The 15074-nt window shown below is 72.7% G+C and carries 13 protein-coding genes; 1 reads left to right on the top strand and 12 read right to left on the bottom strand.

The genetic code is table 11. From position 1 onward, the window contains the following. Positions 1-15 precede the first annotated feature (15 nt). From ACH65_RS12810 to ACH65_RS12785, 6 genes are all read right to left on the bottom strand, one after another. A complete protein-coding gene (locus ACH65_RS12810) occupies positions 16-876 on the bottom strand; it encodes a DUF1684 domain-containing protein (protein WP_049622995.1) in 861 nt (286 codons plus the stop codon). 179 nt (positions 877-1055) lie between these two features. Then, entirely contained in the window at positions 1056-1991 is a 936-nt protein-coding gene (locus ACH65_RS12805; RefSeq protein WP_049622992.1) for a DUF1684 domain-containing protein, read from the bottom strand. Between the two features lie 175 nt (positions 1992-2166). Then, entirely contained in the window at positions 2167-4017 is a 1851-nt protein-coding gene (gene mutL, locus ACH65_RS12800; protein WP_049622991.1) for a DNA mismatch repair endonuclease MutL, read from the bottom strand. A gap of 279 nt (positions 4018-4296) precedes the next feature. Beyond that, the gene (locus ACH65_RS12795) at positions 4297-5802 is read right to left on the bottom strand and encodes an N-acetylmuramoyl-L-alanine amidase (protein ID WP_049622990.1); all 1506 of its coding nucleotides are present in this window, start codon (positions 5800-5802) and stop codon (positions 4297-4299) included. Between the two features lie 204 nt (positions 5803-6006). Then, positions 6007-6474, bottom strand: coding sequence for a tRNA (adenosine(37)-N6)-threonylcarbamoyltransferase complex ATPase subunit type 1 TsaE (gene tsaE, locus ACH65_RS12790; protein WP_049622989.1), 468 nt, complete (start codon positions 6472-6474; stop codon positions 6007-6009). Continuing rightward, positions 6471-7952, bottom strand: coding sequence for a bifunctional ADP-dependent NAD(P)H-hydrate dehydratase/NAD(P)H-hydrate epimerase (locus tag ACH65_RS12785; RefSeq protein WP_049622988.1), 1482 nt, complete (start codon positions 7950-7952; stop codon positions 6471-6473). The genes tsaE and ACH65_RS12785 overlap by 4 nt, the downstream gene beginning before the upstream one ends. A 66-nt stretch (positions 7953-8018) precedes the next feature. Between ACH65_RS12785 and queG the strand changes: the two genes are divergently transcribed. Further along, a complete protein-coding gene (gene queG / locus ACH65_RS12780) occupies positions 8019-9095 on the top strand; it encodes a tRNA epoxyqueuosine(34) reductase QueG (RefSeq protein ID WP_049622994.1) in 1077 nt (358 codons plus the stop codon). Positions 9096-9133: 38 nt separating this feature from the next. Here the strand turns inward: queG and pgi are convergent, their stop codons facing one another. From pgi to pcnB, 6 genes are all read right to left on the bottom strand, one after another. Further along, on the bottom strand, positions 9134-10753 hold the full coding sequence (gene pgi / locus ACH65_RS12775; RefSeq protein ID WP_049622987.1) for a glucose-6-phosphate isomerase: 1620 nt from the start codon (positions 10751-10753) through the stop codon (positions 9134-9136). Between the two features lie 115 nt (positions 10754-10868). Next, positions 10869-11255 (bottom strand): aspartate 1-decarboxylase, encoded by a 387-nt coding sequence (panD, locus tag ACH65_RS12770; protein WP_049622986.1) that lies wholly within the window; start codon positions 11253-11255, stop codon positions 10869-10871. Between the two features lie 100 nt (positions 11256-11355). After that, positions 11356-12201, bottom strand: coding sequence for a pantoate--beta-alanine ligase (gene panC / locus ACH65_RS12765; RefSeq protein ID WP_049622985.1), 846 nt, complete (start codon positions 12199-12201; stop codon positions 11356-11358). Between the two features lie 11 nt (positions 12202-12212). Then, positions 12213-13043 carry a 3-methyl-2-oxobutanoate hydroxymethyltransferase gene (panB, locus tag ACH65_RS12760; protein ID WP_049622984.1) on the bottom strand — a complete coding sequence of 277 codons (831 nt, stop codon included), beginning with the start codon at positions 13041-13043 and terminating at the stop codon, positions 12213-12215. Between the two features lie 65 nt (positions 13044-13108). Then, entirely contained in the window at positions 13109-13591 is a 483-nt protein-coding gene (gene folK / locus ACH65_RS12755) for a 2-amino-4-hydroxy-6-hydroxymethyldihydropteridine diphosphokinase (RefSeq protein ID WP_049622983.1), read from the bottom strand. Then, complete coding sequence (gene pcnB / locus ACH65_RS12750; RefSeq protein WP_049622982.1) at positions 13588-14955, bottom strand: polynucleotide adenylyltransferase PcnB; 1368 nt, start codon at positions 14953-14955, stop codon at positions 13588-13590. The genes folK and pcnB overlap by 4 nt, the downstream gene beginning before the upstream one ends. Positions 14956-15074: the final 119 nt, after the last annotated feature.

The following is a 15074-nucleotide window of genomic DNA, read 5'->3' as shown; positions in this document are numbered from 1 at the left end:
TTCTGAGACACCACACTAGTGCCCGGCTCCGGCGAACTTCTTCTCGCCCGCCGTCACCGCCACGCCCAGGCGATTCTCCGGCGGCGCCAGCGGGCAGACCACGTGGGGCGTGATCGCGCAGGGCGGGTTCTCGGCCAGGTTGAAATCCAGCAGCAGCTTGCCGTCCTTCGGCAGCGCCGCATAGAGGAAGCGCGCGCCGCCGTAGGTGAGCCTGCCGGCGGTGCGGTCGCTGAAGACGAAGAACAGGCGGCCGTCCTCCTCCATCGGCGTCAGCACGTAGCGCTGGCCGTCGCGCTCGAACACCGCGCGGCCGGCCACCGGCTCGTCGCTCTCCGCGCCGGCGACGTTGGCGAGCTTGAGCACGTGCGGCGCGCCGAACGGCCGCCACTGCGCCTCGATGCGCCACGATGGGTCCACCGGGAAATAGTCGAAACCGGGGAAGTGCGCGCGCAGCGGCGCGGCGTTGTCCTTCACCCGCAGGCCGCGCAGCGTGCCGGTCTCCACCACGTACAGGTAGCGCCCGGGACCGAAATAGGCGCGGGTCGGCGCGCCCTCCTCCTGCGCGCCCTGCGTCCGCATCGATGCGGCCGTCGCCGGCTTGCCGTCCACCGTGACCGTCGTTCCGCCCACGGTGCGCAGTGTCACCGCGCCATCGGCGGACAGGTGCAGCACGCCCAGGTGCGCCGGTGCGCCGGGCACCTGGAAGCGGTTGTCCGAGGCGGCGCCGACGGCGTTGTCGCCCGGCTCCAGCCAGCCGGAGGCGGTCAGGGTGAGATAGCCGTCCGCGCGGCGCAGCGCCTCGACGCGCGCGGCGCGCGCCTGCTCGACCTGCCGCACGTAGGCCGCGCTGTCGGCGGCGTCCGCATGCGCCGGCATGGGCGGCCACCCGGCAAGCAGCGCGACGGCGAAGGCGGCCGCCCCCGCGAGGCGCCGCCCCAAGCCGCGACCGGGCCGCGCGCGACACGGTGCCTCGCACCGGATGCCCGGCGCCGGCATCGCGCGGAAAGCGGAAAGCGCCGCCCTGCCCACTGCAACCGAACGCCACCCGGCCACGCTCAGTGGTGCCCGCCGCGGTACTTCTTCTCGCCCGCGGTCACGCGCAGGTCCAGCCGGTTCTCCGGCGGCGCCAGCGGGCAGGTGGCGTAGGGCGTGAAGGCGCACGGCGGGTTGTAGGCCTTGTTGAAATCGAGCACCACCTTGCCCGGCTTGCCCAGCCCGCCGGCCGGCAGCGCGGCGTAGAGGAAGCGCGCGGCGCCGTAGGTTTCCTTGCCGGAGGTGCGGTCGGCCAGCACGAAGAACAGCTCGCCGCCCGGCTCCTCCTGGTACGGCTGCAGTTCGTAGGTGTGGCCCTCGCGCACGAACACTGCCTTGCCCGGCACGTCCACCTTGTCCACGGTGCCGAGCACGTTGCCGATCTCCAGCTTGTGCGCCGGCACGAACGGCACCCAGTCGGCGACGATGTGCCAGGACGGATCGATGGGGAAGTAGTCGAGGCCCAGGAAATGCTGGCGCGGGGCCGCGTTCGCGTCCTTCACGCGCAGCGCCTTGCGGCCGTCGCGGTCGATCACGAAGAAGTTGGCCTCGCCGAAGCGCACCGTGGTCGGCGCGGCGTCGCCCTTGACGTGCATGTCGTCCACCAGCACGGCCTCGGCCACCGGCTTGCCGTCGACGGTGGCGCCGCTGTCCTTGGCCAGCGCGATGCGCACGGTGCCGTCCTTCTCCAGCGTCACCGCGCCCAGGTGCGCGGGGCCGGCCTTCAGCACGATGTCGTTACCGGCGGCGCTGCCCACGCGGTTGGCGCCCTCCTTCAGCCATTCCAGGCCGATCAGGCTCAGCCAGCCGTTCGGCGCGGTGAGGCGGCCGACGCGGGCGCTGCGCCACTGCTCGATCTCGTGGGTGTAGGCCGCGGCATCGGCGACGGCGGGCGACTCGGCATGCACGGCGGCGACTCCAAGGCTCAGGGCAAAGGCTAGAACGGCGGTACGCAACATGGCGGCCCCCAGCAGAACGAGGGCCCGAGTATGGACGTCCATTTGCCGTCCCTGCAAGCGAGCGACCTCCGCGCCGCCCTTGCAGGGGCACGCCTGCACGCGGCCATTAGCGCTACAGCGTCACCGCCGCGTCGGCTTGTCGCGCGCAGGCGCGCTCCTGCGGGGCGGCCGTCCGCTAGCGCCCGCGCAGGAAGAGCTTGTCCAACTCCGCCATGCCCAGCTGGGTCCAGGTCGGGCGGCCGTGGTTGCACTGGCCGGAGCGCTCGGTGGCTTCCATCTCGCGCAGCAGCGCGTTCATCTCGGGGATCGACAGGCGCCGGCCCGCGCGCACCGAGCCGTGGCAGGCCATCGTCGCCAGCAGTTCGTTCTCCAGCTCCTGCAGGCGGCGCGAGCTGCCGTGCTGGGCCAGCTCGCTCAGCACGTCGCGGGCGAGCTGGCCGACGTCGGCGCCTTCCAGCAGCGCGGGAATACGCCGCACCACCACCGTGGACGGGCCGCTGCGCGACAGTTCCAGGCCCCACTCGGCCAGCGCCTCGGCGTGCTCTTCCGCGGCGGCGGCCTCCTTCGCGCTCACCGCCAGGTTGAGCGGCACCAGCATCAGCTGCGAGCGCAGGTTGCTCGCGGCGCGCGCGTGCTTGAGCTTCTCGTAGGTGATGCGCTCGTGCGCGGCGTGCATGTCCACCAGCACTAGGCCGTGCGCATTCTCGGCCAGGACGTAGATGCTCTTGAGCTGGGCCAGCGCGAAGCCGAGCGGCGGTGCCTCGCCGTCCTCGCTCTCCGGCAGCGGCACCGGCGCGAACGACGGCACCGCGACTGGCGCGGCGGACACGCCCAGCAGCGCCGCGTAGTCCGCCAGCGGCTCCTCGCGCACGCCGAGGGCAAGCCGGCTCTGGCTGGCCGGGTTCGGCCAGCTCTGCGTGTACTGCGCCGGCGCCGTGGCGTAGGAGGAGGACGCCACCGGCTGCGGCCGCGGCATCGGGTCGGCCTCGCCCGGCTGCGCCGGCGAGGAGGCCGGCGCCTGGCCGGCGCGCGTCTGCGCCAGCGCTTCGTGCAGGCTGCGGAACAGGAAGTCGTGCACCAGCCGCTGCTCGCGGAAGCGCACCTCGTGCTTGGCCGGGTGCACGTTGACGTCCACGCCCGCCGGGTCGAGCTCCAAGTACAGCACGAAGGCCGGATGGCGGCCGTGGAACAGCACGTCGGCATAGGCCTGGCGCACCGCATGCGCCACCACGCGGTCGCGCACCAGCCGGCCGTTGACGTAGAAGTACTGCGAATCGGCCTGCGAGCGCGAGGCGGTGGGCAGGCCGACCCAGCCCGAGAGCTGCAGGCCGGCCGCGGCGTGCTCGATGCGCAGGCTCTGCGCGGGGAAATCCTCGCCCATCACCTCGGCCACGCGCGCCAGCGCGGCCCGCTCGTCGCGCGCCGCCTTCCACACCCGCGTCGGGCGGCCGTTGTGGCTGAGGCGGAACTCGACCCCGCCGCGCGCCAGCGCCAGCGACTTCAGCAGGTCGTCGATGTGGGCGAACTCGGTGCGCTCGGCACGGAGGAACTTCCGGCGCGCCGGCACGTTGTAGAACAGGTCGCGCACTTCCACGCTGCTGCCCTGCGGATGCTGCGCCGGGCGCGCCTCCTGCACCTTGCCGCCGTCCACCTCGATGCGGAAGGCCGTGTCCTGCCCGCGCGCGCGCGAACTCAGCGCGAAGCGCGAGACCGAGGCGATCGAGGCCAGTGCCTCGCCGCGGAAGCCCATGCTGGCGACGTGTTCGAGGTCGTCGAAGCTGGCGATCTTGCTGGTGGCGTGCGAGGCCACCGCCAGCGGCAGCTCGTCCGGGACGATGCCGCCGCCGTCGTCGCGCACGCGGATCAGTCGCGCGCCGCCCTGCTCGATGTCCACCTCGATGCGGGTGGCGCCGGCGTCGAGGCTGTTCTCGACCAGTTCCTTGACCACCGAGGAAGGCCGCTCGATGACCTCGCCGGCGGCGATCTGGTTGATGAGTGCAGGCGGGAGGACGCGGATCACTGGCATCCGCGAAGCTTAAAGGCTGGGGCGCGGGGGTAAAAGCGCGGCCTGGTCAGCGTGCCCGCCGCAACGCTGAAAGGCCGCGATGCGGAGCCCTTCGGGATTCGGGGCGAGGTCCGGGCGGTGCGCGGCGTGATGTCTTGCGCGCCGCGCCGCCCCCTCGTCCGCCAGCGCCTTCTCCCGAGGGCTAAGGATTCCCACCCGGCCAGCAAAGCCATGGCAAGGCGCCGACAAAGACCCGGCCGGGACTCGACGCCCCTAAGCCAACTGGAAATGCGAAAGCGCTCAGCCGGAAGGAATCGACAGCATGGCGCCCACGTGCACGCTGTCGCTCTGGATGCCGTTGGCCGTCTTGAGCGCGCCCACGCTCACGCCGTACTGGCGGGCGATGCTGCGCAGGCTCTCGCCGCGGCCCACGCGGTGCAGGTCGCGCACGCCGGCATCGGCGGGCGAGGCTTCGTCCACGCGATCGGCGAGCGACGCCTTGCCGGCGACCCGGGTCGGTGCGGCCGCCGCGGCCACCACGCCGCTGCGCCGCGCCGCCTGCGCGGCGAACCACGTGCCGGGCGGCGGCGTCGACTCGAAGTAGTTCTTGACGCCGCCCATCACCGCCGTCGCCAGGGCTTCCTGGTGGGACTCGTTCTTGAGCTTGCGCTCTTCGTCGGGGTTGGTGATGAAGGCCGTCTCGACCAGGATCGAGGGCACGTCCGGCGCGCGCAGCACCACGAAGTTGGCGCGCTCCACGTAGCCGCGATGGGTGGGGCCGAGCTGGCCCAGCGCCCGCAGCACGTTGCCGGCGATCGCCTCGCTGGCCTGCACCGCCCAGCCCTGCTGCAGGTCGAGCACCACGGCGGCGAGGTTGTCGTCCATGTCGCTCAGCGACACGCCGCCGATCAGGTCGGCGCCGTTCTCGCGATCGGCCAGCCAGCGCGCCGCGGTGTTGCTCTTGCCGCGCGAGGACAGCACCCACACCGAAGAGCCGCGGGCGTCGCTGTTGATGAAGGCGTCGGCGTGGATGGAGACGAACAGGTCGGCCTTGTTGTCGCGCGCGATCTGCCAGCGCTGCTGCAGCGGGATGAAGTAGTCGCCGTCGCGCGTCAGCACCGCCTTCATGCCGGGCTGGCGGTTGATCTGCGCGGCGAGGTTGCGCGCCACGGCCAGGGTCACGTTCTTCTCGTAGGCGCCGGTGGCGCCGCGCGCGCCGGTGTCCTTGCCGCCGTGGCCGGCGTCGATCGCCACCACCACCTTGCGGTCGCCCTGCAGGAGGGCCGCCGCCTGGCGGGAAGAAAGCACGCCGCTGCGCGAGGCCTTGGCCGAATAGATGGAGGCCGGCGGGGGCGCCGCCACGGCCGGCGTCGCCGGCGTCGCGTCACCGCGCGATGGCGCAGCCGCCACCGGCTTGGCGCCGTCCGCCTTGGCCGCCGCGTCGGGATAGAGGTCGAGCACGAGCCGGTAGCCGGCCTCGCCACTCGGCTTGAGCAGGAAAGCCTTGGGCTGCGCGTTGGCGGCAGTGCGGGCGACCAGGCGCAGGTTCGGCCCCTGCCGGCTGTTGCCGAGCCCCTTGTAGAGGCCCTGCGCCGCCGGCGCGCCGAAACCGCTTGCCGTGCGGCAGCCGGCCAGATCCAGCACCACCGCGCCGTCCTGCCGGCTCAAGGTGTAGGCCTGCGGTCCCGACAGGTCGAACACCACCCGCGTGTATTCGGAGCCGGCCCAGACGCGGGCGGCCTTGATGTCGGCCGCGTGCAGCGGGTGCGACAGGCTCGCGGCTGCCAACGCCGCAAGGCCGAACATCCCTAATCGTGGCAGCCATCCGCACATGCGCGGCATTGAACCGCATGTGGCCACGGCTTTGCAAGTGGTTTTTCCTTGAATATCCGCAACCTGCAGGCCATTCGTCAGGATCGACTCAAGCAGGAGGCTCAGGACATGGCGAGACGGCGCCGGCCAGAGGCCCGGCGCCCGCCACTTTTTTCTTACGAAACCGAAACTTGCGCTTCAGGCGGGCGAGGCAAGCGAAGCCAGCAGCCGCGCCCCGCGCTCGCTGCGCGCCTCGATCCGCGCCGCCCGGCCGGCGCCCGCGTAGGCCAGATCGAGCAGCAGGTCGGCCGCGGGCAAGGCGCCGGCGCCGCGCTCGGGCCACTCCACCAGCACCACCGCGTCCGGCTCGGCCAGGGCGTCCAGGCCCAGCCATTCCAGTTCGCCGGGATCGGCGATGCGGTAAAGGTCGAGGTGCCAGGCCGTGCGGGCCGGCAGCCGGTAGGACTCGACCAGGCTGTAGGTCGGGCTCTTGATCCGCTCGCCGGCGCCCAGCGCGGTGAGCAGGGCGCGCGCGAAGCTGGTCTTGCCGGCGCCGAGGTCGCCGTGCAGGTAGACCACCAGGCCGCCCTGGATCGCGGCGGCAAGCTCGCGCGCCAGCGCCGCGGTGGCGGCTTCGTCGGGCAGGTGGCGTTGCAGCGCGCTCATGTCGGCAAACCGTTGAGCAGGCGGCGCAGCGGCGCCAGCAGGTCGCTCGGCATCAGGCCGCGCTCACCCTCGCGCGCCGCCGCATCGCCCGCGCGCGCATGCAGCCCCACGCCGAGGCAGGCCGCCTCCCAGGGCGTGCAGCCCTGCCCCAGCAGCGCCGCCACGATGCCGGTGAGCAGGTCGCCCATGCCGCCGGCGGCCATGCCGGGATTGCCCCACGGACAGACGTCCAGACGTCCATCCGGATCGGCGATCAGGCTGCCCGCACCCTTCAGCACCACCACCGCGCCGTAGCGCGCGGCGAGGGCGCGCGCGGCGGCGAAGCGGTCGGCCTGCACCTCGGTCACGCTGCCGCCGAGCAGGCGCGCCGCCTCGCCCGGGTGGGGCGTCAGCACCGCCGGCTGTTCGAAGCGGCGCGGCTCGCGCGCGAGCAGGTTGAGGCCATCGGCATCCAGCACCAGCGGCTTGCCGCTGTCCAGCGCGGTCAGCCACAGCGCATGGCCCCAGGCGCCCTGCCCCAGCCCCGGCCCCACCGCCAGCACGCTCGCGCGCCCAAGCAGGGGTTCCAGCGCCTGCGGGCCGTTCACCGCATGCGCCATCAGCTCCGGCCGTGCGCTGTTGAGCGCGACGAGCTGCTCGGGCCGGGTCGCCACGCTGACCAACCCGGCGCCGGCGCGCAGCGCCGCCTCGCCGCACAGACGGATCGCGCCGGCGGTGCCGTGGTCGCCGCCGACCGCCAGCACGTGGCCGTTGTCGCCCTTGTGTGCGTCGCGCGCGCGCGGCGGCAAGGTGGCGGGCGCGAGCAGATGGGCGTCCACCGGCTGCTCGCGCCACAGCGCCTCGGGCAAGTCCAGTTCGTCCAGTTCCACGACACCGGTGTGCGAGGGCGCGTGGCCGGTGTAGAGGCCGCGCTTGGCGGCAATGAAGCTCGTCGTGATGTCGGCCTGCACGGCCACGCCGGGGCGCCGGCCCGTATCGGCGTCGATGCCCGAGGGCACGTCCACCGCGAGCACCGGCAGGCCGCTCGCGTTGATGCGTTCGATCAAGGCGGCCACCGCCGGCTGCGGCGGGCGGCTCAGACCCGTACCGTAGAGCGCGTCCACCAGCACGTCCGCCGCGGGCAAGGCCGCGCCCTCGCGCCATGGGCACGGGGCGACGCCGGCCACCAGGCACGCCTCGCGCGCCCGCGCCGCATCGCCGCGTGCCTCGGCGGCCAGTTCGATCACCTCGACCGCGAAGCCGGTCGCCCGTGCCTGCGCCGCGATGAGGTAGCCGTCGCCGCCGTTGTTGCCGGGGCCGCAGCACACCAGCACCCGGCGCGCCTGTGGCCAGTGCCGGCGCAGGCTGGCGAAGGCCGCCGCGGCGGCGCGCTGCATCAGCGTGAAGCCGCCGATGCCCAGGGTGTCGATGGCGCGGTGGTCGAGCGCACGCACCTGCTCGACGGTGTACAGGGCGCGCGGATACGGGTTCGCAGTCATCGGCCAATTATAGGTAGGTTGCAGGTGCGGCAAGGCCGGCCGCGCGACAGCGCCTACAATGGCCCCATGCACGCCCCGGCCGCCATCGACTACGCCGCCCTCGCCCGCGACATCAAGCGCTGGGCGCGCGAACTCGGCTTCGCCGACGCCGGCATCAGCGGCGTGGAGCTGGGCGAGGACGCCAGGCACCTCGAGAACTGGCTGGCCGAGGGCCACCACGGCGAGATGGACTACATGGCCCGCCACGGCACCAAGCGCAGCCGCCCGGCGGAGCTCACACCTGGCACACGGCGGGTGATCTCGGTGCGCATGGACTATGTGCCGCCCGGCACCCGCAACGCCTGGGAGGTGCTCGGCGACGGCAAGGCCGGCTACGTGGCGCGCTACGCGCTGGGCCGCGACTACCACAAGCTGATGCGCAACCGGCTGCAGAAGCTGGCCGAGCGCATCCGCGAGACGGTCGGCGAATTCGGCTTCCGCGCCTACGTCGACTCGGCCCCGGTGCTGGAGAAGGCGCTGGCGCGCAACGCGGGGCTGGGCTGGATCGGCAAGCACACGGTGCTGATCAACCGCCGCGCCGGCTCCTATTTCTTCCTCGGCGAGCTCTACACCGACCTGCCGCTGCCGGTGGATGCGCCCGCCAGCGCGCACTGCGGCTCGTGCCGCCGCTGCCTCGACATCTGCCCCACCCAGGCCATCGTGGCGCCCTACAAGCTCGATGCACGGCGCTGCATCGCCTACCTCACCATCGAGCTGAAGGGCTCGATTCCCGAAGCGCTGCGCGAGGCCGTCGGCAACCGCATCTTCGGCTGCGACGACTGCCAGCTGGTGTGCCCCTGGAACAAGTTCGCGCAGGAAAGCACCGAGCCCGACTTCGCGCCGCGGCACAGTCTGGACGGCGCCCGGCTGGCGGAGCTGTTCGCCTGGAGCGAGGAGGAATTCCTGCGCCGCACCGAGGGCATGGCGATCCGCCGCACCGGCTACGAGGGCTGGCTGCGCAACATCGCCGTGGCCCTGGGCAACGCGCCGGCCTCGGACGAGGTGCTCGCGGCGCTGGCGACGCGCCGCGAGCACCCCTCGCCGGTCGTGCGCGAGCACGTGGCGTGGGCGCTCGCACGCCAGCGGGAACGCATGTCGGCCTGATGAAGCCCGCCCCGGGCGGGGCAGGCGCGCTGCGCCGCTCAGCCGCGGCGGGCGTGGATTTCGCGGATCAGCGCCACGGTGCCGGCATCGAGCCCCGGCACGTCCACCGCCTGCTTGCCCAGCGCCGGCAGGATCTGCTTGGCGATCACCTTGCCCAGCTCCACGCCCCACTGGTCGAAGGCGTTGATGTGCCACAGGTGGCCGAGCAGGAACACCTTGTGCTCGTACAGCGCGATCAGCGCGCCCAGGCTCTCGGGGGTGAGCGCATCGAGCAGGATCACCGTGCTCGGGCGGTCGCCGGGGAAGGTGCGCTGGGCGGCCAGCACGCGGTCGCCCTTCGACTCGGCCAGCGCCTCCTCGGTGGTCTTGCCCAGCGCCAGCGCGGCGGCCTGCGCCAGCAGGTTGGACAGCAGCGCCTCGTGGTTGGCGCGCAGCGGATGCGCGGGGTTGACCACGCCGATGAATTCCAGCGGCACCGTGTCGGTGCCCTGGTGCAGCGCCTGGAAATAGGCGTGCTGGGCGTTGGTGCCCACGCTGCCCCACACCACCGGCACGGTCGAGCCGGCCACCGGCGCGCCCTGCGGCGTGACCTGCTTGCCCAGGCTCTCCATCTCCAACTGCTGCAGGTAGGAGGTCAGGTCGCCGAGCAGGTCGGCGTAGGGGATCACCGCGCGGCTGCTGCGGCCCTGCACGTTGCGGTTCCAGTACTCGGCCAGCGCGAGCAGCGCCGGCAGGTTGCTCTGCCACGGCGCGCTGCGGAAATGGTCGTCCACGCTCGCCGCGCCGGCCAGCAGCGCGCGGAAGTTATCCATGCCGATCGCCAGCGCCAGCGACAGGCCCACCGCCGACCACAGCGAGAAGCGCCCGCCGACGAAGTCCCACATCGGGTAGACGTGCGCCGCCGGGATGCCCCAGGCCTCGGCGGCAGCGACGTTCGCGCTCACCGCGAGGAAGTGCCCGGCCACCGCCTGCGCCGCGTCGCCGCCGTAGGCCCCGGCCAGCCAGTCGCGCAGCACGTTGCCGTTGAGCAGGGTCTCCTGCGTGCTGAAGCTCTTGGACACCAGCACCACCAGGGTGCGGCGCGGGTCGAGTTGCTGCATCAGTTCGTAGGCGGCCTGGCCGTCCACGTTAGTGAGGAAGTGGGTGCGCAGGCCGGTGGCGTGGAACGGCGTCAGCGCGCGCGCCGCCAGCCGCGGGCCGAGGTCCGAGCCGCCGATGCCGATGTTGACCACGTCGGTGATGCCGTCGGCCAGGCCCAGGCGCGAGCCCTGCCCCGCCGCCACCGCGGTCACCAGCTCGTCCAGGCGCACGAGCACCTGGGCCACCTCGTCCTGCACCGCCCGCGGCGCCGGCGAAGGCAGCTTGGCGCCACCCGCGCGCAGCGCGGTGTGCAGCACCGCGCGCTGCTCGGAGGTGTTGATCGGCGCGCCGGCGAACATGGCGTCGCGCGCCCGTTCCCAGCCGCTGGCCTCCAGGAAGGCGCCGAGCGCGTCGAGCGCCGGCTCGTCGAGCTTCTGGCGGCTGAGGTCCAGCAGCACCGGCCCCAGCCGCTGGCGCAGGCGCGCGCTGCGCTGGGCATCCTTGAGCAGCTCGCGCAGCGTGGTGGCGGCGAGGCGCCGGGCGTGGTCGGCGAACGGGGAGCGTTGATCGACAGTCATGGCCATCCTGCAATCGGCGGGAAAGGGGGGGGATTTCCGGACTTGGAAGCCTGCTGCATCAGGGCGTCCGACGCCCTTCGCCTCACACGGCTGGCGCCGTGCGAGGCCGCGCGGCTCAGGCCGCCGCCATCTGCTTGGGGATGGAGCGGTTGGTGTGGGTGATGCGGTTGCGCTCGTCCACGTACACCAGCTGGGGCTGGAACTGCGCCAGCTCGGCCTCGGCCAGCTGGGCGAACGCCGCGATGATGATCAGGTCGCCGACCTGCGCGCTGCGCGCGGCGCTGCCGTTCACCGAAATGATGCCCGTGCCCTCCTCGGCGCGCAGGGCATAGGTGACGAAGCGCTGGCCGCTGTTGACGTTCCAGGCGTGGATCTGCTCGTACTCGCGAATGCCGGCCGCATCGAGCAGCAGGCCGTCGATCGCGATGGAGCCCTCGTAATGCAGCTCCGCCTGGGTGACCGTGGCGCGGTGGATCTTCGCCTTGAGCATGTTCAGGTGCATGACTTCACTTCCGGCAGGGACCGCCTGCGTGACTGCAAATTATCGAGCCGGCGCTGCTGCGTCGCAACGCCGCGCTCACCTGCCCCCACGATGGGGGCGTTCAGTCGAACAACAAGTTGTCGATCAGGCGCGTGGCGCCCAGGCGGGCCGCGACCAGCGCCACCAGCCCTTTCTGCTCGCCCTCGGCCGGTTCGCCGAGGTCCTCCGCCCGGCGGATCGCCGCGTAGTCCGGCACGAAGCCCGCGCGCTCCAGCCGCGAGGCCGCCGCCTGCTCCACCACCCGCCAGGCGTGGCCCTTGGCGATCAGCTCGCGCATCTGCAGCAGCGTCTGGTGGATCAGCGGCGCCGCCGCGCGCTCGGCCTCGGACAGGTACTGGTTGCGCGAACTGAGCGCCAGCCCGTCGCCCGCGCGCTGGGTGGGCGCGGCCATCACCTTCACCGGCAGCGCCAGGTCACGCACCATGCGCTCGATCACCTTGAGCTGCTGGAAATCCTTCTGCCCGAACACGGCCAGGTCCGGCTGCACCAGGTTGAACAGCTTGCACACCACGGTGGCCACGCCGTCGAAGTGGCCGGGGCGGTGCGCGCCCTCCAGCACTTCGGTGATCTGCGGCACGTGCAGGCTCACGGTGTGCTGCGGGCCGTACGGGTACACCGCGGCCACGTCCGGCGCGAACAGCACGTCGCAGCCGTGCTCGGCCAGGCCGGCCTGGTCCTGGGCCAGGGTGCGCGGGTAGCGCGCGTAGTCCTCGTTCGGCCCGAACTGGGTGGGGTTCACGAACACGCTCGCCACCACGCGGTCCACCCGCGACTGCGCCAGCTTGATCAGCGAGTAATGCCCCGCGTGGAGGTTGCCCATGGTGGGCACCAGCCCCACTGTCTGGCCCTGCGCACGCCAGCCACGGATCGCGGCCCGCAGCGCCGCGGCGTCTTGCACTGTCTGCATGGAATCGGCTCTTAGTTGAAGCAGTGTTCGGGCGCCGGGAAGGCGCCGCTGCGCACGTCCGCGGCGTAGGCGGCGATGGCGGCCGCGACAGCATCGCGTCCGGCCAGGAAATCCTTGCTGAACTTGGGCCGCTTGCCCGGCGTGATGCCCAGCATGTCGTGGATCACCAGCACCTGGCCGTCGCAGTGCGGGCCGGCGCCGATGCCGATCACCGGGATCTCCACCGCACGCGTCACCCGCTCGCCGAGCGCCACCGGCACGCCTTCGAGCACCAGCAGGTCGGCGCCCGCGGCCTGCACCGCCAGCGCCTCCTCCACCACGCGGTCGGCCGCGGCCTGTGCGCGGCCCTGGATCTTGAAGCCGCCGAACTTGTGCACCGACTGCGGCGTGAGGCCCAGGTGCCCGCACACCGGGATGGCCCGCGCGACGAGCGCCTTGATGGCGGCCAGGATGTGCGGCGCGGCGCCCTCGATCTTCACCATCGCCGCGCCCGCCTCGCCCACCAGCCGCGCGCCGGCCTCCAGCGCATGCGCCACGTCGCGGTCGGCCATGAATGGCAGGTCGGCCACCAGCAGCGTGGCGGAGAGGCCGCGCGCCACCGCGGCGGTGTGGTAGACCATGTGGTCCAGCGTCACCGGCAGCGTGCTGCGATGGCCCTGCACCACCATGCCGAGCGAGTCGCCGACCAGGGCGACGTCGACGCCGTTCATCTCCAGCTGCGCCGCGAAGCTGGCGTCGTAGGCGGTGAGCATGACGATCTTGCGCCCCTCGGCCTTCATCGCGCGCAGGCCCGGCACGGTGACCGGCTTGCGGGCGGGGGCGCTGGCGTTGTCCACGTACACGGCAGGCGATCCTTTGAATGACGCGAAATTCTGCGAGGTGGCGGATTATCCGGCGCGGCGCCGGCTCAGGCCAGCGCTTCGCAGCCGGCGCGGTCCGCGGCCGCGAGCAGGTCGGCCACGCGCCCCTGCCCCGGCAGCACCAGTTCGGGCGCGAGGTCGTTGAGCGGCAGCAGCACGAAAGCGCGCTCGGCAATGCGCGGATGCGGCAGGGTCAGGCGCCCATCGTGCAGCGCCACACCGTCCATGTGCAGCAGGTCGAGATCGAGCGTGCGCGGGCCCCAGCGCTCGCCGTCGCGCACGCGGCCGGCGGCGCGCTCGATCGCCAGCAGGGCGTCGAGCAGATCGTGGGGCGCGAGGGCCGTCTCCAGCTTCGCGGCGGCGTTGAGAAACGGCGGCTGCTCCTGAACGCCCCACGGCGGCGTGCGGTAGAGGCGCGAGCGGGCCAGCAGCCGGCTCTGCGGCAGCCGCGCCAGCGCCTCGAAGGCATCGCCAAGCTGGCGGCGCGGATCGCCGAGGTTGCTGCCCAGCGCGACGTAGGCCTGCGTCATGCCGAGCCGGACTTGCCCGACGGGCGGCGCCGGCGCCGGCGCTTGCGCGGGGGCGCACCGACCGTGGCCGCCGGCACGCTCTCCGCCAGCGCGCCGCCCCCGCCGGCGGGCAGCGCCGCGGCCAGCACTTCCTGCGGCAGCTGCTGCGCATGCGCCCACCATTCGCCCAGCTCACGGATCGCCGGCGACTCGGCCGCGCGCAGCAGCAGGAAGTCGAACGCGGCGCGGAAGCGCGGATGCGCCATCAGGCGGAACACGCGCTTGCGCTGGATCTGCTCGAAGCGCGGCTGCAGCGCCCAGATCTCTTCCATCGCCAGGGTGAAGCGGCGCGGGATCGCCACCCGCTCGCACTGCTCGCCCACCACGCGCGCCGCCGCGCGCAGCCAGGCCTCGTTGAGGTCCGCGCCCTTGGCCAGCCAGGCATGCGCCAGGTCGCGCACCTCGCCCCACAGCAGCACCGCGAACAGGAACGCCGGCGTCACCGACTTGCCTTCGGCCACGCGCGCGTCGGTATTGGCCAGGCCCTGCTCGATCAGCGAACGCAGCGCTGCATCGCCGCGCTTGAGCGCGCGCGCCGTGGCCGGGAACATGAACTTGAGCAGGCCGCACTGCTCGAGCATGCGGAAGCTCTTCAGGCCGTGCCCGGCGAAGAACATCTTCAGCGACTCGTCGAACAGCCGCGCCGGCGCGGCCTCGGTGAGCAGCGGGCCCAGTTCCTCGAAGGGCGCGGCGGCCGCCGCGTCGATGCGGAAGCCGAGCTTGGCCGCCAGGCGCACCGCGCGCAGCATGCGCACCGGATCCTCGCGGTAGCGCGTGGCAGGGTCGCCGATCAGGCGCAGCACGCGCTCTTCCAGGTCCTGCATGCCGCCCACGTAGTCGCGCACCGAGAAGTCGGCGATGTCGTAGTAGAGCGCGTTGACGCGGAAGTCGCGCCGCACCACGTCTTCCTCGATGGTGCCCCACACGTTGTCGCGCACGATGCGACCGTCGACGATGCGCCGGTCGCCCTCGCCTTCCTCACCCTCCTCGCCGGTGCCGCGCAAGGTGGCCACCTCGACGATCTCGCCGCCGAACACCACATGGGCGAGGCGGAAGCGGCGGCCGATCAGGCGGCAGTTGCGGAACAGCTTCTTGACCTCGTCGGGCGTCGCGCTGGTGGCGACGTCGAAGTCCTTCGGGTGCTCGCCCAGCAACAGGTCGCGCACGGCGCCGCCGACCAGGAAGGCCTCATAGCCTGCCTCGTGCAGCCGGTACAGCACGCGCAGCGCGGCCTTGCTGATGTTCTTGCGGGACACCGCGTGCTGCTCGCGCGGGACGATGCGCAGCACGGGCTCGACGACGTCAGTCCTTGCTTCGGAATTCAAGCGGTCAGGATCCTTGCGGACGCGGCTTCGCGCGCCCCTTGCCAGTGGTAAACCCGTCGCGGCGGCCTGCGGAGGGAGCCCGCCCGTGCGGCGAAGGCCGCGCGGGTCGCGATTCCGGA

The organism is Frateuria defendens (assembly GCF_001182895.1).
In the GTDB taxonomy this organism is placed as follows: domain Bacteria; phylum Pseudomonadota; class Gammaproteobacteria; order Xanthomonadales; family Rhodanobacteraceae; genus Frateuria_B; species Frateuria_B defendens.
The sequence above is the reverse complement of the archived record's forward strand: the minus strand, read 5'-3'. Positions and strand labels throughout refer to the sequence as shown.